The organism is Streptomyces sp. NPDC044061 (assembly GCF_056434305.1).
This window is the reverse complement of the sequence record NZ_JBWKFL010000030.1, coordinates 73590-93366: the sequence shown is the minus strand read 5'-3', so window position 1 is coordinate 93366 and position 19777 is coordinate 73590. Positions and strand designations below refer to the sequence as shown.

The following is a 19777-nucleotide window of genomic DNA, read 5'->3' as shown; positions in this document are numbered from 1 at the left end:
TATTGCAGGTTGAGCGGGTAGCCGGCGCAGACCCCCCCCCCCCCCCCCCCCGCCTCCCCCCCCCCCCCCCCCCCCCCCCCCCCCCCCCCCCCCCCGCTACACCGGCCAGAAGCCGCAGCTCAGCGGTCAGTGCCAGCGTCGGTGGTCGTAGCCGCGGTGCCAGCCATAGCCGCGGTGCCAGCCATAGCCGTGGTGCCAACCACCTCCGCCGCGCCAGTGGTCGCCGTGACGCCGCCAGTCGTCGCCGTCGCGACGGTGGTCGCCATCGTGCCAGCGGTCGCCATCGCGCCAGCCGTCACCGTCGCGCCGGTCGTGATCCCAGGAGCGGCCACCCGGCCGCGGGTACTCGTGCTGCCCACCGATGACGCGCGAGTGACCCGGGTAGGGGTCGGCTGCCGCGGCCGGCACTGCCGCCGCGCCCACGACGACAGCGGCCACGCCGACAGCGGCGGCCAGACGACGGACAGAAGCAAGAACGGACACTAGGTCCCCCTTCGCAAGGGTGCGTTGTGTGGGTGGCGGCCGGTCGACCGCACAGGCACACCCTGCAACCCACGTCCCGGCGTCGACGGCTGACTCGCGAGGGTCGTTACCGATTGATTGGTTTCCTGTGACACTCGTATGTAATAGCCATCTATGACTTAAATACACCGTTTTGTTGCCGTATCAGGTGCTCAGCCTCGCAAAACGGCGGACTGCGTCTCCGGTCCAGGATCAGACGCCGGCCTCCTCCTCACCCGAAAGTGAGTAACAAGCCACTGCGCCGAACAGACCACGAGGCAGCCTTCAGGGCGTTCCAGCCCGAGCCGGCAAGGCGCAAACGGCTGGTTCGGATGCAACTCGTGTTCAAAACGTGGAAGTTGACGGCCCAACCGGCCCAGATTGCTTCGCCGGGGCGATGCGCCACTGGATAATTCAGGGGCGGCAATCGCACTTCACCAGGAGAGGCGGGGGACATGGTGGCGCCAGAAACGGCTGGGCTGGTCGAGATCCGGGCCGGGAGCCCGGAGGACCTCGACGCCGTCTACGACGAGGTGCGAGGCGTGCCCGGTCTACGCGCCCGGGCCGTGCCCGCCGCCGGCGTGGCCGGTGAGCAGGGCTCGGTCCTGGAGTTCGTGACGGTCGCCTGCTCCGGCGGCGCGATCACCATCCTGATGCAGATCGTCAAGTCGCTCGTGGACTCGCGCGGGCCCGGGATCACCCTGAAGTTCCGCCGCGGCGAGGACCGTCTGGAGGTCACCGCCAAGAACGCCGACGAGATCCTGCCGCTGCTGGAGAACCTGTTCAACGATGAGCTCTGATCGCTCCCGCTCGCGGGCGATCCTGATCGGGACCTCCCACCACCGCGATCCGGCCATCAGGCCCCTGCCGGCGAACACCTGCGTCAGCGCCCTGACCGACCTGCTCACCAGCGACGTGTGCGGCTGGCCGCGTGAGCGCATCACGGCGATCGAGGACGCCGAGACCCCGCGGGACGCCGTCATGGAGCTGGTCGCCCAGGTGCGGGACGTCACCGACGTCCTCCTCGTCTACTACGTGGGCCACGGAATGCGCACCCGCGACGGGCAGTTGGCGCTGGCCCTGACGGGTACGGTCGCCGACCCCGAGGTGCTCGCGGACTCCGCGCTGCTCTACCCGAGGCTGGCGGAGGTCCTGCGCGGATCGCCCGCCGCGACCAAGCTGGTGATCCTGGACTGCTGCCACGCCGAACTGGGCCTGGACGCCGAGTTCCACTTCCAGTCCGGCACCGGCGACCTGGCGGACGTCACCCCGGTGGACGGGCTGTACTTCATCGGCGCCAGTTCGCGCTACGAGAAGGCCAAGAGCCCCCTCGGTGGACGGCTCACGCACTTCACTCACACGTTCATCGACGTGGTGAGGAACGGGATCCCCGGCAAACCCGCGGAGCTGACGCTGCGGCAGGTCTTCGTCGAGACACGGGCCCGTCTTCTTCGCGAGCGGCTTCCCCAACCGGTCGACGGCGGTGTACGCGACGCCTTCCAGTTCCCCTTCGCCCGCAACGCCGCCAATCGGACGGACGCCGATCGCCCCGGCTCGGACCCCGGCCCACCAGGCAGTACCGGCCCCGACCTGCCCGCCGCGGACCTGCCGACGGCGGCAGTACCGAACACACCGACGGCGAACGTACCGACGGCCGCCGCGCGCACCGCACCGGGCGAGCGGCCCCGACTCCCGCGTCCGAGGCGCCGCACCCTGCTGCTGGCCGGACTGGGCGTCACCGCCGTCGCCGCGCCGCTGGGCCTGGCCCCCTTCATGTCGTCGGGCAAGGACACGACCGGCAAAGGGGCCGGAGCGTCCGGGAGCGCGGGCGCCGTCCCCAAACCGGTCCTGGCCGGCACGCTGCACACGTCCGGCGCGACCAACGCGGTCTTCAGCCCGGACGGCAGATGGCTGGCCCTCGGCGGCCTCGACGGCGCGATCGGCCTGTGGGACGTCGCCACCCGCCGTCCCGTCACCACCCTGGCCGACTTCACCGGCCCGGCCTTCCTGGGTGTGCGCGCCGTGGCTTTCAGCCCGGACGGCGCGATCCTGGCCGGCGCGGACAGCAAGGAGCCCGTCGGGAGCGCCCGGCACGACGGCGTGATCTCACTGTGGGACACGGCCACCCGTAAACGCATCACCACGCTCATCGACGAGGGCGCCGTAACGGTCGGTTCGCTCGCCTTCAGCCCCAAGGGCGCGGTCCTGGCCGGCGGCAACGGCATCGGAACGATCTCGATCTGGAGCGTCGGTGCCCACGCGAAGATCGCCACGCTGAGAAGCGCCGTGGCCGACGCGCACACGATCACCAAGGAGGTGAACTCCATCGCCTTCAGTCCGGACGGCTCGGTCCTGGCCAGTTCCACCGTCGCCGGACTGGTCGAACTCTGGGACGGGGCGACGTACGACCGGATCGCCACCCTCGCCGGCACCGAGAGCGGCGTGGGCGCACTCGCGTTCAGCCCGGACGGCAAGGTCCTCGCCGGGGCCACCGCCGCCAAGGCGGTCCACCTGTGGAACGTCGGGGCCCACAAGGAGATCACCGGCTTCACCTACACCGACGACGCCGACGAAGGCGTCGCGAGCATCATCGGATCCCTGGCCTTCACCCCGGACGGTGCCTTCCTCATCGGGGGCACCGAGGCGGGACTGCTGCTGATCTGGAACGTGGCCACCCGCAGGATCGCCGCCCGGCTCGGCAGGTTCAACCTCTCGGGCGGCGGCTCGGACTCGGTTTTCGTCGTTCTCAGCCCCCGCGGGAAGACCCTGGCCGGTGTCCTCACCGGGAAGGTGAACCTGTGGACGCTGCGCTGACCGCCCTCACGGGACGACGGGCATGAAGCCGCTCAGGGCAATGGACACCGCGGTGATCGCCGGCTATCGGCCGTACGCCGAACTGGGCGGCGGCGCCCTCGGCCGGGTGCTGCTGGCCGGAGCGCCGGACGGCCGCCCGGTCTCCCTCAAGCGGGTGCACGAGCACTTCCTGGACGACGCCGGATTCCGTGCTCGGCTGCGCCGGGAGGTGGACGCCGCCCGAGGAGTGTCCGGCACGCACATCGCGCCGCTGACCGACGCCGATCCGGACGCTCCGCTGCCGTGGCTGGTCTCGGAGTTCGTGCCCGGAGTCTCGCTGCGCGAGGCGGTGAACGTCGTCGGCGGCCTGCCGGAGGAACCGGTGCTGCGGCTCGCCGCCTGCCTGGCCGACGCGCTGACCGACGTGCACCGGGCCGGCCTCGTGCACCGCAGCCTCTCCCCCGCCAACATCGTGCTCACCGCCGACGGACTCAAGGTGACCGACTTCGGCCTCGCCCGCGCCACGGACCGCGAGGGCGGCAGCGCCCTGGCCCCGGCCGGCTGGCCGGCCGGGGCCCCCGGATTCATGTCCCCGGAGCAGGCCGAAGGACACCGGGCCACGGCACGCGGCGACGTCTTCTCACTGGGCGCGGTGCTGGCCGCGGCGTTCCTCGGGCGGCAGCCGTTCTCCGGACCCTCGACACCGCAGACCCTGTACAACGTGGTCCACTCCGAACCGGACCTCGACGCGGTGCCGGACCGGCTGCGCGGCATCATCGAGTCCTGCCTCGCCAAGGACCCGGTCCGACGGCCCACACCGGGCGAACTCCTCGCGGAGGTAGGTGCGTTCACACCGTCGGAGCGCCCCTGGCCGGCCTCCGTCCACACACTGGTCGCCAGGCGCGTCGCAGACGTGACGCGGCTCGTGGAGACCGCCGGGGCGGAGGACGGCGACCGGGAGAGTGATGGCCGGGAGGGCGGCGGCCGAGACTGCAACGCCCGGGAGAACGCCGGACAGGAGACACGGACGGGAGGGCGGCCACCCGTCGGAGGCTCGCCCGGCGGTGCGGCGGTCCCAGGCGAAGGCGACTCGGCCCGGGACGGGGGTGAGAGGGCTGCGCCCGAGTCAGGTCCCGGCCGAGGCACCGAGCGCAACCACGCACGTACCTGGCGAGCCGCGGGAGTCGGCGCGCTCGCCGGGCTCTCGGTGCTGCTCGCCGGTCATCTGGCCTGGAGTCTGCTGCCTTCCCGTGACCGTACGGAAGATGCCGCCCCCTCTTCGCATCCCTCCGTGCGCGCCTCCGCGCACCCGCGCGCCGACGCCTCCCACTCCCCCACCCCGCCCGCGGCGAAGCCACCCGTGACCCTGTTCGGCCACACCGCCTTCGTCACCAGCGTGGCGTACGGTCCGGACGGCCGCAGCCTCGTCACGGGAAGCTTCGACGGCACCGCCCGGCTGTGGGACGTGACCCGCCGCCGGCAGGACGGCCGCCCACTGATCACCAACTCCCTGGGCATCAACAGCGTGGCGTTCAGTCCGGACGGCCGTACCGTCGCCACCGGAGGCGACGACGGCACCGCCCGGCTGTGGAACGCCACCGATCACCACCGGCTCGGCGCGCCGCTCAGGATCGGCTCCGGCGCCGTGAAGAGCGTGGCGTTCAGTCCGGACGGCCGCGTCCTGGCCTCTGGCGGTGACCACGGTGACCTGCGGCTGTGGGACGTGGCCCGCAGGCGACAGCTCGGGCGGTCCTTTCAGCGCTACCCGGACTCCCCGATCAGCGTCCTCGCGTTCAGCCCCGACGGCCGCGTCCTGGCCACGGGCGACATCAACGGACGGCTGCGTCTGTGGGACGTGGCCAGTCACCGCCAACTGGGTCTGCCCGTCGGAGACTTTCTCTCCGTGAACGCTCTGGCGTTCAGTCCGGACGGCCGCACGCTCGCTGTCGCCTACTGGGACAGCGCCACACGGCTGTGGGACGTGGCGGGGCACAGGCTGCTCGCCAAGCTCAAGGACACCGGCATCGTCACCGGTGTGGCCTTCAGCCCGGACGGGCGGGCCCTGGTCACGGCGGACACCGACCAACTGCGGTTGTGGGACGTCGAGAGCCACCGCACGCTCGGCCGGATCCGCAGCGGCGCTGTCGCGAACCCCAACTGCGTGACGTTCAGCCCCGACGGCCGTCTGGTGGCCACCGGAAGCGGCGGCGACGACGGAGCCGTGCAGCTGTGGGACGTCAACGCCTTTCGCTGATCTCCCGATTCAGCGTTCCGGCGGGCGCCCGCCCTGCCGCACCGCCGCGCGGACGAGGAATTCGCTCGCCCCGCGTGAGGGGAGCCGCTAACTTCCGCCTGTGCGCAGTGAGGTACGAGGCGACACGAGGCGCTACGGGGAAGGGAGCCGGACATGGAGCCTGAGGGCATACGGACCGACCGTTTGGGCTTGCTGCTCGACCAGTTCGACCAGGCCAGGGAGATGGCCCGGGTAAGGCTGACGGGGCTCGGCGACGAGGAGTACCTCTGGGAGCCCGCGCCCGGGAGCTGGTCGATCCGGCGCAGGGGCGAGGCGGTCACGCCCAGATCGTTCGGGCCCGGCGCGTGGGTGCTCGACCTGGGCGCCCCGGACATCCCGGCAAGCGAGTACGCCGAGGTCGCCCGGCAGGCCGCCGACGGCATGAGCGTCGCCAAGATCGCCGACGACTGGAGTGTGAGCGTCGAGCGGGTCGAGCAGGTCCTCGCCCACACCGGCCCACCGGAGCCCGACGAAGCACCGATCACGACCATCGCGTGGCGGCTGGCTCACCTGCACTTCAACTTCGCGGGCCAATGGGAATGGACCTTCGGTGAACGACGGCAGGAGCCGAAACTGCTGGTCGACTTCACCCCCTCCGCTTCCTTGGCACTCGAGCGGTTCTGGGCGCTGATCGACCGCTGGCGCGACAGCGTCGCCGACGTCACCGACGAACAGCTCGACACGGTCGGCTTCTCGCAGTACCCGTACAGCAACGACGCCGAGTGCCCCTTCATCGCCGTGCTCGCGGGCGCCAACCTCGAGTTCATCCATCACATGTCCGAGGTCGCGCTGCTCCGCGACCTGTGGCGGACCCGCTCCACCACTGCCGGCTGAGGGGAGTCCCGCCGAGCGTCGTTCGAAGCCGAGCCCGCCTGCTGCGGCCGGCAACTCTTCGGCCAGCAGGGCGCTTTCCAGTCAGCCAGGCGCGCTCGCGGGACCTAGCACTGTGGCCGCCGCCCGTGGTTCGCGGCGTGCTTGCGGCGGCTCTTCTTCTTCCGGCGTCGCTTCGAGGACACGGCAACCTCCCACGCCTGGATACGTCAGAGGGTCCTGACGTCTGGGCCTCCACGATTCCACACGGGGCATGAGGGCGCGAGCCGACGACACACACCGTGGACTCGGCAACCGCGCCTGCGGGCCCGGCACCGGGAGCCGGCCCGCGGCACGTCCCGCCAGACACCTCAGTGCCCGTCGCTCGTTCCGCCGTGCTCGGCCCCACCGCGCGCGATCCGTGCCAGATCGGTCATCAGCGAGTCCAGCCACGACACCGTCGCGTAGTACAGGCGCGCGGCGCCGGGCGGCTCCTTCGCGAACCCCTCGAGCTCCGGGTCGATCGGCGGTAGTGGCGCTGCCGGGGTGTCGCCCCCGGGGTCCATCGCCGCCGAGACCAGCAGCATCCGTCCGCACACCCGATCCCCCAGCCCGCTGACCGACTCGGCCGCCACGGGGACCAGCCTGGTGAGCGGCGGTTCCAGCAGGCGCTTCGCCCCCCACAGAGTGTGGTGGCCGGCCATCAGCGTCGCTTGCCAGTCCACTCCGGGCAGTGGCGCCCTCCGCCCCGTTCCTCCGAAGAGTGTCGGCTCGCTCAGGAACTGCGCATACGCGGACTCCGCGAGGATGACCGCGTGCTGCAGGGACCGGTGGCGTGGCAGCACCGCGGACTGCGCGGTCACCGCACCGCCCTCCGCCACCGAGGCACTGGTCGCCACCACGATCTCGGCCGCCCTGCGGAGGAGTTCCGCCTCCGCGTTGCGCAACTCGTCATGGGCGCCGCGGGGCCAGGCCAGGAGGCCGAAGACCGCGCCGATCACGCTGCCGACCAGGACGTCGAGCATCCGGACCTCCGCCAGATGCCACGTCGGCGCCGCCAGCTGGGAGAAGACGAGGGCGACGAGCACGGTGAACAGGCCCTGCGCCCAGCCGACTCCTTTGACCGGCCCCACCGTGAAGGTGAACAACATCCACACGGGAAGTACGACGGCGTACACCACGGTGTGGGCCCCCACCAGGTCCAGGAACCCCGCGGTCACCAGGGCACCGGCCAGGGTGCCCGTGAGCGCCAGCCGGATGGTGCTCCGCGTTTCGTCCATGGTCGTCCGGGTGAGGGTGAGCGTCGCCAGCATGGCCCAGAACCCGTGGGGCAGCGTGTCCACCCCGGCCACCGTCCTGGCCGCCGCCAGGGCCAGGGCGATGCGCACCGCGTTCTGGAAGAACACCGACCGGCGCTCGGCATGGCCGCGCACCCGGTGCCACCACAGCCCCGGGGCCGACGTCGTGGCGTACCAGAAGCGACTCGGCGACACATCCAGCGAGGTCCGTCGGCCTCGTACCGCCAGATCTGCCGCCGTGCCCATGGCGAGCGCCGCGTCGGCGATCTCCAGCACGGCGGCGTGCCGGCGCAACGCTGCGGGCGGGAACTGTGCCGAGAGGGCGTTCCCGTCGGCGGGGACGGTGGCGGAGGTGGTCGTGGAGGCGGACAGAGCCGACAGGCGTGCGCGCGCCGCGACCAGGTCCTCGTACGCGGCCATCGGTGACGGTCCCGCTCTCAGCGAGGCTGCGGTCGCCGTTGCCAGTCGCGCTACGGCGTGCAGTACGGCGGTCACGTCGGGTCCGGGGTCTTCGCCGGGCTCGGCGGACCATTGCTCCAGTCGGCTGAGCAGGGTTCGGGTGACCATCCCCGTGTGGGCGAGGGCCCGATCGCGCATCCCGGGTCCCGCGGGACGTTCCGCCTCCGGCACGGTCATCATGCGCAGTGCGTGCCCGGCGTCATGGGCTGCCTGGATGTCCGCGTCCTTCAGGGCGTAGGGAGGCGCCGCGAGGAGTGTCGCACAGCGCGCGGCGGTCTCCGCGGCCCGGGCAGCGCGCTCCCGGTACGGCGTCGGGGCGGGCTCGGGGAGGATCAGGGCCTCGGCGGCGATGAACAGGACCAGCCCGGTCGTCGTTCCCATCAGCCGGTCGCCGAGTGAGCCGGGATCGTACGGGGGGAAGGACGGCAGGATGTAGAGAAGTTGCACGCCCGGTGCCGCCCCCGCCAGGCGTGGCCCGCCTATGGCGGCGAAGGCCAGCGCGAAGCCGATCACGAGCATGCCGACGACTGCGCTCCAGGTCCGCACCGACAGATAGGTGCCGACAACCACCAGCACCCAGCACACCGGCAACAGGCGCGCCGTCAGCGCGGCCCGCTGACGGCCGGTTCCGGGGATCTTGGAGAGGCCACCCAGCGCCACGGTGGAGAACAGGGCGTAGGTGGCCGCAACCGGGCGGTCGAGGCCGTAGCGGAAGAGGTAGAAGCTCGTCGCCGCGACCAGGGTCACGCGGACCGCCCTGCGGCCCGAGGCCGCATAGGTGGCCCGGAGCCGACCGGCAGGGACACCCCACACCCCTACAGGATCACGCACGATCGGGTGCCTGGCACACTCGAGGCACGCCGCCGGCCGCGTGCACGGGACAGCCGCGTGCCCCGCACCACGTTCATTGCCCGGTGCGGATCTTGTCGATGTCCTTCTCGAGGGCCTTCGTCTCCGCGATGAGCTGTTCGCGTGCGGCCGCCTGCTCCTTGTCTCCCTGATCCTTGAATCCCGTGGTGAAGTGCGGCTGGAGTTGGGTCCACCAGCCGAAGTCCAGCATCGCCCATGCCTGCGGGCACAACGGGGCGCGGGTCTTCGGCAGGTAACCCGCACCGACGAGGGGTGCGTCGAACCTCCTGGGGTCGCTTCCCTCGAGGTTGCAAAGAACGTTGAAGACCCGTTGCTGAGTGACGGGGTGATCGCTCGAGAGCCCCTCGATTGTCAGCTTGCCCTCTTTGCGGGCGATCTCGTCGAAGAGGACGGCGGTGGCCAGCGACGGGTTCGGTCCCACCTCGTTCAGGGAGTAGAACGACGCGAACCCGTCAGCGGCGTCCTCCTCCAGGCCGAGGTTCGCCAGGAGAAGCTGACGCTGCAGGGCATGGCCCATCTCGTGTCCGAAGATGAAGTGGGTCGAGAGCGCCGTCAGGTCGTCGGCGTTGAAGCTCGCCCTGGGAAACAGCGCGGGACGCTTGATGGTCTTGACCACGTCGCTGAGGACCCGCTCGATCCGGGTCAGGAACGGCGGGGGAAAGAAGATCGTCCTGCCGTCGGGCTGGGTGACCGCATCCGTGACCCCCGGTGGGACCTGGTCGGTCACTTTCACGACCAGGTCGTGCGGGAGAGCGACGGAGTTGTTCACCCAGTCGGCGGTCTGCTCGAGCACGCCGGACTTCCGGACCACCTCTACGGCATGCCGGTCCTTCGGCCTGATCTCATTGTCCTGTAGACGACCGTGACCTTGCCGTTCGCCTCGGCCTCCGAGGTGTAGGCGCCACACGACGCGACTGCCGAACAGGCGACGAGCAGCGCTCCCGCGAAAGCAGTCCGCAACATGGCCGAGTACGCACCATTGCTCAGCACCCTGTCAGCTCTCTTCACAGGTCGAGGCGTTGGGGTGGGCGGTCGCACTCTCGTGGCCTCCGAGCCACTTCCCGATGCCGGAGGCAGGACTCGAACCAGACATGCGGATCATGGCCGACGGGCACTCTGTCAGCAAACATCCGTATAGAGGGAGTTGTCACTCACTCTATTCGTATTGACCGACAGGTCGCTCCCCAGGAGGTGAACCCGGTCGAGACATCGTTGGAGATCGTGGCACCATGTGCGGCATGACGACGACCCGAAAGGTCCATGCCGCGTAGACGGCCAGGACATCTCCGGACGGGCATCCCCCGTCTCCGGACACCAGATACGAGGCCGGCCATCGACGGCCTGTGCTCGCGTGCACTGTCCGAGATTCTCCGCCTCGAGCACACCCGCAACTATCTGCAGCCAGGAGACGTCAGCGCGGCCGTGCGCCTCTGGAGGAGCTACGTCCACCGTCCCGAGCGCCAGCTGTGGCGCGACCATGAGTGGGGCAACGCGCACTGGTACTGCTGCGACAGCCCTCTCGAAGCACGTGCTCTCCTCGACACCGTGATGCGGGCGCTTTCACGTGGAAGCGCCCGCGAGCTCCGCAGGGTCATCAGCCGGTTCGACGCCGTATGGAACCATCCATCACCGCCGTACGACACCGACGCAACGTAGACAGCAGGTTGGAGAACCACGGAAGGAGTGCCAACCATGATCCTCCCGAAGGTCAGGGACCCTCGCTTCGTGACGATCCGCCGTGGTGGGACCCTCACCGATTCGGATCACCATCTCCTCGCGCTCTGGGCGGCGGCTTGCGCGGAGCACGTCCTCGACCTCTTCGAGTCGGCTCAGCCCGAGGACCCGCGGCCGCGCCAGGCGATCGCGCATGCCCGCGCCTGGGTGCGTGGCGAGGTCAGGATGATGCGGGCTCGCGCGGCGGGCGGCCACGCCATGGGCGCGGCCCGGGACCTCCGTGGCGCAGCACGGCATGCCGCGTACGCCGCCGGCCAGGCCGGGGTCGTGGCACACGTCGCCGCGCACGAACTCGGTGCGGCCGCCTACGCGATCAAGGCCGCACGTGCTGCCGCGCCAGAAGGTGAGAGTGAGGCCGCAGGGCGACGCGAGTGCCAATGGCAGCGTGACCGGCTTCCGGAAGCGATTCGCGAACTCGTACTTGACGACCAGCGATTGCGGAACGACATCTGCTGGTCGGTGTTCGTCTGCTGACGGCGCGTCGGATGCCCCCGCGCGGTAATTCGATGGCGCGTGCGAAGCGGGGTGTCCACCCTGGTCCACATGGAACGACCCAAGCACCAGATTCGAGCCCTGCACACGGACTCCACAGTCACCGTCTACCAGGCGTACGCGCCGCAGATCGGCCTGCCGGCGGCCCGGGAGGGCCGTTTCCCGGCGGTGTGGCGGCGGGACCGGATGACATGGATCAAGCCGTCGTTCCTGTGGATGATGTACCGCTGCGGATGGGGCACCAAGGAAGGTCAGGAGACCGTCCTCGCCGTCGAGATCACCCGAGACGGCTTCGAGTGGGCGCTGGAAAACGCCTGCCTGTCCCACTACGAACATGGACTCCACACCGACCAGGCCACGTGGAAGCGTCAGTTGAAACGATCCCCCGCCCGCGTGCAATGGGACCCCGAACGCGACCTGCGTCTTCAGCCGCTTCCCCACCGGTCGCTACAGCTCGGCCTCGCCGACGAAGCCGCGGGTCTCTACGCCGACGAGTGGATCGTCTCCATCTCCGACGTCACACCGCTCGCCCACACGATCCACGCCCATGTACGAGACGGAGACCTGGACACAGCCCGGCGACTCCTGCCCGATGAACGCCCCTACACCGTGGACGACGGGTTCCTGTCCCATCTGCACCGATGAGCAAGGCCGGCCGGTCGCAGCACGCAATGGCTTGGTGCCGTGCATGACAACGCGGTTAATGTGACCGGATGACAGATATCAGCGTCCTTGGTGACAGCACCCAATGGCAGAAGGACTTCGAGCGGCGCCTGTACGACTCGTACACGGCGGCCGGGCTGGGTGCGGCCGCGGCGGAGCGCACGCTCGTGGACGTACGCGCCGGGATCGGTGACTGGACCGTCGCCGAGATCACTGACGCCGGGACCCGGGTGGGACACGTCGCCGTGGTCGTGGCCGACAACAACGGCGCGCTCGTGGGCCGTATCGGCGATCTCCGCGTCGAGGAGCGTTACGCCGGCCGCGGGCACGAGCAGGCCGCGCGTGAGTGGGCCGAGGGGTGGTGCGCGCAGCGCGGCGCACCCCGGCTGACCGTACGGCTCACCGAGCCGGCCGACGAGCTGTTCGGCGGTTACAGCGTCCGTGGCCAGCTAAGGATGCGGCCCGTCAGTTCACCGCCGGAGTCACTCGGCGGCGTCACCGCACGATCGATGACATCGGCCGAATACCCCGAGTGGCTTGCCTCCGAGAAGGTCGCCTACGTCGGTGACATCGTCCGGGCGGGAGCCATGAGCCCCGAGGAGGCCGCACGGAAGTCGGACCACGACTTCGCGAAGCTGCTTCCCGAGGGCCCGGCGACGCCGGACAACACCTTCCTGGTGCTCGAGGCGGCGGGCGAGCGGATCGGCACCGGCTGGTTGAGGCACGGGTACCTGCCGGGGGTTACGTACGGCTACTCGCTCTACATCCAGGAAGAGCACCGCGGCAAAGGGTACGGGCGGGCCGCGATGGCAGCCGGCGAACAGGCCACGCTCGCGGCCGGCGACTCGACGCTGATGTTCACGGTGTGGGGCGGCAACGAGGTGGCCATGAATCTGTACACGAGCGCCGGCTACCTGGTCGTGGAGGAGACTCGTTCCCTCGACCTTCCCCGCCGCGCGAGCTGACTCGAACTCAATCGTGCGGTGGCAGGGCACCGAGCCCTCCGCCGCCCTCCGGACCGCACGTGCGGATCACCTCCGCCACGACACTCCTGGGAAGGTGCTGTTCATCGCGGGCGAAGGCTGCCTGGACGACGCCGACCGCGCGGGCCACGACGCGGGAGTGTGGATCGCGCAGCAGCGGGATGCCGTGCAGAACGCGCAGATACAAGCGGCCGAGATCGTCGCCGGTCGCGTTCTCCCGGTCCGCGAGAAGCAACTCGAGCAGGTCATGGGCGAGCGACGACGCGGGTGCCCCCTCCACCGCGGTGAACACGGTCACCGCGGGGCCGAGCCAGCGGAACACCGGGTCCAGCGCGTGCCGGGTCACCGAGTCGTTGGTGCCTCCGGAGACGGCCATCTTGTGCCACAGCTCGCCCCAGTACGGCCGTGACCAGCCGGGACCGCCGTGTCCCTGCGGGTATCGGAAGTGCCAGTTCATGTCCGCCGGCCGTGGCGGCCCGGCGACCGTGCCGGGGAACGCGATGTCCAGGGTGCGCCCGTTGTCGTCCCAGGAGGGGCGGACGTCGAGTGACAGCGCGAAGTCCGTCCATTGGCTTTCGTCCATCGCCGACCGCCACAGCAGGCAGTGTCGGTGCCAGGCGCCCGCCGGATCGGCGGAATCCGGGAAGAGCTCGGCTGCCGAGCAGCGGCCGGCGAGCAGGACGATCATCAGGATCAGGTTCGCGCTGTACAGGCCGTGGCGGGTCGTCGTGCGCCGGAGGGCCGGTCGGTAGCCGGGGTGCTGGTCGCCGGTCCGCGTCTCGTGTTCTGTCACCACCTGGATGAGCAGGTGGACGAGCGGCTGTCGTTCGGCTGCGGGCATCCGGGCGGTCAGGGCGCGTGCGAATCGCGGCATTTGGCGGGATGCCAGGGTGGTGTACGACAGCAACGCATAGGCGAGGTCGTCGTCGATGCGGCTGTCGCCGAAGGAGAGTGCCGGTCGAGGGGTGAGCAGAGCGGTGAGCAGGTGGACCGTGAGTCGTACGGCCAGGTACTCGCCGAAGGTCGCGTGCAGGAACTCGTAAGTGGCGAGCACCTGCCCGTCCCGCACCGACTGGGCGCGCTGGACGAAGAAGAACCGGCCGAGCGCCGTCTCGGCGGCCGTCAGCCGGGTGCGGAACCCCGGTGACTGCACGGGCTGCTGACCGAGCACCGCGGCCAGATCCTGCTCCAGCTCCGCCGCCGACACCCACTGGCGGCCACGGTTGAGCTGAGCGAACGCGACCAGGGACAGGCGCTGCAACTCCCGCTCGACGAGGGCTGTCATCTCGTCGTCCGGTACGGAGTGGAGCGTCGACTTGGCGATCTCGCGCCGTGCGAAGGAGGAGAGCAACTGCTCGTACAGATCGGTGACGTCGAAGGAGCCGTCGGCACGTTGCAGGGCGCCGTCCGATGCGTCGTAGAAGGCCAGCATGGTCAACAGCAGCGGTTGCGCGGCCAGGTCCCGGTGCCGCTCGACGTGGTGCCAGGCGAGTGGCGCGAGCCCGCGCGCGGAGAAGCTGACCGCGTTGGCCGCGTTCCACACCGTCAGCCACTGGTGGATCTGTTCGGGCCGCAAGGGCTCCAGACGCAGCGCGACCGTACCCGCGGGGCAGCGGGCCCGGTCGGCGACGGAGCTCCGGCTGGTGACCAGAGCCAGCACGGTGCGGCCCTGTTCGGCCTCGCGTTGCTGGAACTGGGCGACGCGCTCGAGGAAGTTGGTCTGGTGCACGCCGGTGGTCTGCAACAACTCGTCGAAGCCGTCGAGGAGCAGGACCGGTGTACTGCCGCCTGCTGAACGCACCAGCTCCGGCCAGGTCACCTGTTCACCCGTGGCTGCCCGGATCGCCTGCTCGATCTGGTCCTGGAGGTCGTCCTCCGCGCGCACGTCCCGCAGCGGAACCCGCACCGGGAGAAAGCCCACCGAGGGCAGACGGGCGGCGAGCACGCGGGTGAGCGCCGACTTGCCCGCGCCGGGCTGGCCGAGGACCAGCAGCGGCGCCTCGGCCAGGTGCGGGGCGGTGAGCGCGCCGGCCAGGTACCGGGTCAGGTCACGGCGGACCGGGATCGGCTCCCACCACTGCTCGCTGGCCGGCCCGCTGGTTCCGGACAGGTGGCTCACCCTGAAGTCCGGGTCGAGGTAGAGCTCCCGGAGGGTGGGGATGCGGATCCCGTCGGGCGCGGACTCGGCGTCCAGGATCGTGCGGTTCAGCGCCGCCTCGTGGGATCGTGCGAGGGCGGCCGCCACGTCGGCCGGCGGGCGCAGCGCCTCGGCGGTGCGGGCGAGGAGGGTCTCGATCCCGGCCATGGCGCGGCCGACCTCGGCGTGGGTCGCCTGCTGGGCCATGTCCGTCACCCAGAACGCGAACTCCGGTGCCTCTTTGGCCAGTTGTGCGTAGAGGCTCTGGTGGCGGGCCTGCGCCGCCGTCGGGAGTGTTTCGGTGAGCGCGCGCCGGGCCTCCTCGCGATCGCGCGGGTCCATGCGGTCCCAGAGCGCCAGGCCCTCGACGAAGCGGGAGAAATGGACGGCGAAGAGGCCGTACCAGTGGTGAAGGTCGGCCGCGACCGTGCTCGGCGCGGCGTGCGGTGCCGGTCGTGGTGTGTCGGTGGCGAGCAGCTGCGCGACCAGTTCGGTGCCGGCCGACGGTAAGGCCGCCGAGACCGTGTCGCCTGCGACGAGGGCGAGTTGCTCGCTGCGCGTCAGCTGAACCTCGTCCAGGCCGAACGGCAGGTCCAGCTCCTCCATGGCTTCGAAGAACGCCACGACCACGATCACCGTGTGCGCGGCCCGCAGGAGGTCCGTCCGCTCCGTCCGACGCCGAGCCCGTCCGAGGCGTTCACCGATGCGCTGTACGGCGTCGCGCCCCAGGCCGAGAACGCGACCGCCCGCGTCCGCCATGCCGACGACCGTGCCGCTGACTCCGCCGGTGGCCAGATTGAGCGCCCCGCCGAGCGCCCGGTCCAGCGCCGCGAGTCTCGGTGGCTCGGCACCGAGCAGTACCAGCGCGTCGGTGAACCTGAGCAGCGTGCGCGCGGCCATGACCTCACCCCCCGTGTGCGGCCTCCACTCTGTCCTGGATCGGCGACTGCGTGAAGACCTCCGCCCACCGGCACGATGAAGGGGTGTCACGCGGTGTCGCCGGAGTCCGGGCAGAAGACCGGAACGCGCTGGACGACGTTGTTGGCGAAGCCGCCGCGGTTCCAGGGCTGCTGCAGTGGCTGGGTGTTGCCCGCCCCGTCGTGGGCGCGGGCGCTGAGGACGTGCTCGCCGGGTACGGCGAACCATGAATAGGACCAGTGGCGCCAGGCCCAGTGGTGTCCGCGGTCGGGTTCGAGCTCGGCCGGGTGCCAGGTCGCGCCGCCGTCCGAACTGACTTCCACCGACGTCACCGGGGCGCATCCCGACCATGCCCGTCCTTCGAGGAGGACCGGGCCCGGTGCGACCACGCGCGTGCGCGACATGAAGTCGGGAAAGCCGGGTGGTACCAGAAGCGCCCGGGGAGCGATGCGCGTCACCGGCTCCCCCGCTTCCTCGGGCTCCCGCCTGATCCGGTACGCGACGGACTGCTGGAAGCCGGTGAAGGGGGTGTCGATGACGGTGATCTCGCGCAGCCACTTCACGTGGGCCATCCCGTACCAGCCGGGCACCACCAGGCGCAGGGGCCTGCCGTGCTGGGGCGGCAGAGGGGCGCCGTTCATGGCGTAGGCCACGAGCACCTGGGGCTCGCCGCCCGTGGCGATGCCGAGGGGGAGACCGCGCTCGTAGTCCTGCTCGACACCGCGCTCCGTGCCGTGATCGGCGCCGGTGAACACGACGTCGACCCCATCGGGATCGACACCGGCCTCATCGAGGAGCAGGCGCAGGGGCACCCCCGTCCACTCCGCCGTGCCCACCGCCTCGACCAGCCAGGGTTGGCTCACCGGCCTCGGCGACAGCAGGGCCCTGCCGTTGCCGGCGCACTCCAGGGTCACGCGCTGAGTGACCGCGGGGAAGGTGCGCAGGTCCTCGGTCGACAGGGTCAGCACGCGCCGCACTCGTCCGCTCACCGTCAGCCGCCAGTCTGCTTCGTCCGGCACGTGGGGGATGTCGTAGTGCGTCAGGACGTAGTGCAGGCCCGGCGGGGTCACGTCGTAGCGCATGGCCTCCAGCGGCAGGCCATGGTTCCGGGCGGCCAGCGCCAGCTCGTCCTGCCCCAGGCCCTCGCCCTCGGCGGCCAGCCGGGCAGGAGCGCTCACGTCGGTGAGTCGACGCCCCATGCTCCGATTATTCGCCTCCGCCTTCGCTCGCGCATCGTCACTGGTCGGCGCGAGCGGCCGTAGTGCGGCGTGAGCGAGCGGCGATCATCGATCTCGGGCGTGCGGCAGTGTGAGACACGCTGTCATCAACGGGGGCGTGAGTCTTGACGTCTCAGCCGGCAGTAGCGATCCTTCGTGGGCCACACTTTGTGTCGTACATGACAAATCGACCATGGCAGTCCAGTGCGTGGCGCAAGGGGTCTGCGGGCCCGGGGCATCCCGGTCCGCCGACTGCGCCATCCCGCCGACCGAGGGACGTGGGTTGTGACCGTGCGCAGAGAACCGTACCGCCGCCGCAGAGCCGTCGCCGTCATGTCGTTGCTGCTCCTGGTGCTGGCCATCATCCTGAGTCCCACGCCGAGTTCGGCGTCGGGGAACGACTGGTGGATCCCGACCGCACGCCCCAACCCGGACTCCCAGATCAACGTCACCGGGGAGCCGTTCACGGGCACCGACGCCAAGGGCCAGGTGCGGGGATTCGTCGACGCCCACGACCACCTGTTCGCCAACGAGGGCTTCGGCGGGCGCCTCATCTGCGGCAAGACGTTCTCACGGGCGGGCGTCGCCGACGCGCTCAAGGACTGTCCCGAGCATTACCCGGACGGCTCGCTGGCCGTGTTCGACTTCATCACCAAGGGCGGTGACGGCAGGCACGACCCGGTGGGCTGGCCCACGTTCAAGGACTGGCCCGCGCACGACTCGCTGACCCACCAGCAGAACTACTACGCGTGGGTGGAACGGGCCTGGCGCGGCGGTCAACGGGTGCTCGTCAACGACCTCGTCACCAACGGTGTGATCTGCTCGGTCTACTTCTTCAAGGACCGCAGCTGCGACGAGATGACGTCCATCCGGCTGCAGGCGAAGATGACGTACGACCTGCAGGACTACGTCGACCAGATGTACGGCGGCCCCGGCAAGGGCTGGTTCCGGATCGTCACCGACAGCGCACAGGCCCGCAATGTCATCGAACAGGGCAAGCTGGCCGTCATCCTCGGTGTCGAGACCTCCGAGCCGTTCGGCTGCAAGCAGGTCCTGGACATCGCTCAGTGCGACAGGCACGACATCGACGCGGGCCTGGACGAGTTGTACGCGCTCGGTGTGCGCAGCATGTTCCTGTGCCACAAGTTCGACAACGCGTTGTGCGGGGTCCGCTTCGACTCCGGCAGCCTCGGAACGGCGATCAACGTCGGTCAGTTCCTGTCGACCGGCACGTTCTGGAAGACGGAGAAGTGCGCGGGACCGGAGCACGACAACCCCATCGGCAGCGCGGCGGCCCCCGGCGCGGAGGCGAAGCTCCCGACGGGCGTCACGGTCCCCTCGTACGCCGCGGACGCCCAGTGCAACGTCCGCGGGCTCACCGACCTCGGTGAGTACGCCGTACGCGGCATGATGAGGCGTCACATGATGCTGGAGATCGACCACATGAGCGTCAAGGCCGTCGGCCGCGCGCTCGACATCTTCCAGGCCGAGTCCTACCCCGGAGTGATCTCCTCGCACAGCTGGATGGACCTGAACTGGACCGATCGCGTCTATGGCCTCGGCGGCTTCATCGCCCAGTACATGCACGGCTCCGAGGCCTTCACCGCCGAGGCCAGGCGTACGGAGGCGCTCCGCGACAAGTACGGCGTCGGATATGGCTTCGGTACCGACATGAACGGCGTCGGCGGCTGGCCGGCACCGCGCGGGGCGGACACCGCCAACCCGGTGAAGTACCCCTTCCGCAGCGTCGACGGAGGCTCCCTCATCGACCGGCAGACCACCGGCGAACGCACCTGGGACCTCAACACCGACGGAGCCGCGCACTACGGCCTGGTGCCGGACTGGATCGAGGACATCCGGCTCGTGGGCGGACAGGACGTCGTGGACGACCTCTACCGGGGAGCCGAGTCCTACCTCGACACCTGGGGAGCGACCGAGCGGCACCAGGCCGGGGTCAACCTCGCCAAGGGAGCCCCGGTCACGGCCAGTTCCTCCGAGTGGAACCCGTTCACCAGCTACGCGCCGAGCCGGGCCGTGGACGGCACCCGGGACACCCGCTGGGCCAGCGACTGGAGCGACGGTCAGTGGCTGCGCATCGACCTGGGCTCGACCCACCTGGTGGGACGGGTCACGCTCGACTGGGAGCGCGCCTACGGGAAGTCGTACCGCATCGAACTCTCCACCGACGGAGTGAACTGGCAGACCGTCTGGTCGACCACCAGCGGTGACGGTGGCCTCGACACCGCACGATTCACCGGTACGCCGGCCCGCTACGTCCGCATCACGGGCACGGAACGCGGAACCCAGTGGGGCTACTCGCTCTACGAGGTCGGCGTCCACAGCGGCTGAGCGGATACGCGCGCAGCGGCGGAGCGCCCCGGGATCGGCCCGGGGCGCCCTTCCGCGGCAGCCGCTTCCCGAGCCGCGGCGACGCCTCCGTGTCCGGCGTCGAGCAGAAGCAGCGTCGCGCACGACACCGCCGACGGGCCAGGCATTCACCCTCCGGGTCACAGTCTCGTAAGACGACGGTGTCACGTGACACGGCGAGGGCCTGGGGCCGACGGCCCGCATGTGTTTGTATGCACTCCTGACCCCGGTCCAGGAGGTGA

At 70.4% G+C, this 19777-nt stretch carries 14 protein-coding genes; 8 read left to right on the top strand and 6 right to left on the bottom strand.

The window, feature by feature from the left end; translation table 11 throughout:
* Nucleotides 1–126: 126 nt before the first annotated feature.
* A complete protein-coding gene (locus tag AC07CM_RS36400; RefSeq protein WP_478880768.1) occupies nt 127–483 on the bottom strand; it encodes a hypothetical protein in 357 nt (118 codons plus the stop codon).
* A 473-nt stretch (nt 484–956) separates the two neighbouring features.
* Here AC07CM_RS36400 and AC07CM_RS36395 point away from each other — a divergent pair, with 473 nt between their 5' ends.
* The 4 genes from AC07CM_RS36395 (at nt 957) to AC07CM_RS36380 (ending at nt 6421) form a co-directional block, all read left to right on the top strand.
* Complete coding sequence (locus tag AC07CM_RS36395; protein WP_478880767.1) at nt 957–1301, top strand: effector-associated constant component EACC1; 345 nt, start codon at nt 957–959, stop codon at nt 1299–1301.
* Nucleotides 1291–3315: a caspase, EACC1-associated type gene (locus AC07CM_RS36390; RefSeq protein WP_478880766.1), complete on the top strand. Its 2025-nt coding sequence runs from the start codon at nt 1291–1293 to the stop codon at nt 3313–3315. Before AC07CM_RS36395 ends, AC07CM_RS36390 begins: the two co-directional genes overlap by 11 nt.
* A 22-nt stretch (nt 3316–3337) precedes the next feature.
* Nucleotides 3338–5548 carry a WD40 repeat domain-containing serine/threonine protein kinase gene (locus AC07CM_RS36385; RefSeq protein WP_478880765.1) on the top strand — a complete coding sequence of 737 codons (2211 nt, stop codon included), beginning with the start codon at nt 3338–3340 and terminating at the stop codon, nt 5546–5548.
* Between the two features lie 153 nt (nt 5549–5701).
* Entirely contained in the window at nt 5702–6421 is a 720-nt protein-coding gene (locus tag AC07CM_RS36380; RefSeq protein WP_478880764.1) for a DinB family protein, read from the top strand.
* Between the two features lie 104 nt (nt 6422–6525).
* On the opposite strand, the gene AC07CM_RS36375 is transcribed toward AC07CM_RS36380, so the two are convergent.
* From AC07CM_RS36375 to AC07CM_RS36365, 3 genes are all read right to left on the bottom strand, one after another.
* Nucleotides 6526–6603: a hypothetical protein gene (locus tag AC07CM_RS36375; RefSeq protein ID WP_466330927.1), complete on the bottom strand. Its 78-nt coding sequence runs from the start codon at nt 6601–6603 to the stop codon at nt 6526–6528.
* Nucleotides 6604–6768: 165 nt separating this feature from the next.
* The gene (locus AC07CM_RS36370; protein ID WP_478880763.1) at nt 6769–8901 is read right to left on the bottom strand and encodes an FUSC family protein; all 2133 of its coding nucleotides are present in this window, start codon (nt 8899–8901) and stop codon (nt 6769–6771) included.
* A gap of 157 nt (nt 8902–9058) precedes the next feature.
* Nucleotides 9059–9817, bottom strand: a complete 759-nt coding sequence (locus AC07CM_RS36365; RefSeq protein WP_478880762.1) for a DUF4344 domain-containing metallopeptidase — start codon at nt 9815–9817, stop codon at nt 9059–9061.
* 899 nt (nt 9818–10716) lie between these two features.
* Between AC07CM_RS36365 and AC07CM_RS36360 the strand changes: the two genes are divergently transcribed.
* The 3 genes from AC07CM_RS36360 (at nt 10717) to AC07CM_RS36350 (ending at nt 12878) form a co-directional block, all read left to right on the top strand.
* A complete protein-coding gene (locus AC07CM_RS36360) occupies nt 10717–11232 on the top strand; it encodes a putative immunity protein (protein WP_478880761.1) in 516 nt (171 codons plus the stop codon).
* Between the two features lie 69 nt (nt 11233–11301).
* A complete protein-coding gene (locus AC07CM_RS36355) occupies nt 11302–11895 on the top strand; it encodes a DUF4291 domain-containing protein (RefSeq protein ID WP_478880760.1) in 594 nt (197 codons plus the stop codon).
* Nucleotides 11896–11963: 68 nt separating this feature from the next.
* Nucleotides 11964–12878, top strand: coding sequence for a GNAT family N-acetyltransferase (locus AC07CM_RS36350; protein WP_478880759.1), 915 nt, complete (start codon nt 11964–11966; stop codon nt 12876–12878).
* Between the two features lie 7 nt (nt 12879–12885).
* Here AC07CM_RS36350 and AC07CM_RS36345 read toward each other — a convergent pair whose 3' ends face one another.
* The gene (locus AC07CM_RS36345) at nt 12886–15933 is read right to left on the bottom strand and encodes an NACHT domain-containing protein (RefSeq protein WP_478880758.1); all 3048 of its coding nucleotides are present in this window, start codon (nt 15931–15933) and stop codon (nt 12886–12888) included.
* A gap of 86 nt (nt 15934–16019) precedes the next feature.
* Entirely contained in the window at nt 16020–17150 is a 1131-nt protein-coding gene (locus tag AC07CM_RS36340) for a sulfite oxidase (protein ID WP_478880757.1), read from the bottom strand.
* A gap of 351 nt (nt 17151–17501) precedes the next feature.
* Here AC07CM_RS36340 and AC07CM_RS36335 point away from each other — a divergent pair, with 351 nt between their 5' ends.
* Nucleotides 17502–19517 carry a galactose-binding domain-containing protein gene (locus tag AC07CM_RS36335; RefSeq protein WP_478880783.1) on the top strand — a complete coding sequence of 672 codons (2016 nt, stop codon included), beginning with the start codon at nt 17502–17504 and terminating at the stop codon, nt 19515–19517.
* The last annotated feature ends 260 nt before the right edge of the window (nt 19518–19777 follow it).

Bases quoted from the DNA above. Each gene is read 5' to 3' on its own strand.
- AC07CM_RS36345 (WP_478880758.1), bottom strand. From the start codon at position 15,933: ATGGCCGCGCGCACGCTGCTCAGGTTCACCGACGCGCTGGTACTGCTC.
- AC07CM_RS36350 (WP_478880759.1), top strand. From the start codon at position 11,964: ATGACAGATATCAGCGTCCTTGGTGACAGCACCCAATGGCAGAAGGAC.
- AC07CM_RS36355 (WP_478880760.1), top strand. From the start codon at position 11,302: ATGGAACGACCCAAGCACCAGATTCGAGCCCTGCACACGGACTCCACA.
- AC07CM_RS36395 (WP_478880767.1), top strand. From the start codon at position 957: ATGGTGGCGCCAGAAACGGCTGGGCTGGTCGAGATCCGGGCCGGGAGC.
- AC07CM_RS36380 (WP_478880764.1), top strand. From the start codon at position 5,702: ATGGAGCCTGAGGGCATACGGACCGACCGTTTGGGCTTGCTGCTCGAC.
- AC07CM_RS36390 (WP_478880766.1), top strand. From the start codon at position 1,291: ATGAGCTCTGATCGCTCCCGCTCGCGGGCGATCCTGATCGGGACCTCC.
- AC07CM_RS36385 (WP_478880765.1), top strand. From the start codon at position 3,338: ATGAAGCCGCTCAGGGCAATGGACACCGCGGTGATCGCCGGCTATCGG.
- AC07CM_RS36360 (WP_478880761.1), top strand. From the start codon at position 10,717: ATGATCCTCCCGAAGGTCAGGGACCCTCGCTTCGTGACGATCCGCCGT.
- AC07CM_RS36340 (WP_478880757.1), bottom strand. From the start codon at position 17,150: ATGGGGCGTCGACTCACCGACGTGAGCGCTCCTGCCCGGCTGGCCGCC.
- AC07CM_RS36335 (WP_478880783.1), top strand. From the start codon at position 17,502: ATGTCGTTGCTGCTCCTGGTGCTGGCCATCATCCTGAGTCCCACGCCG.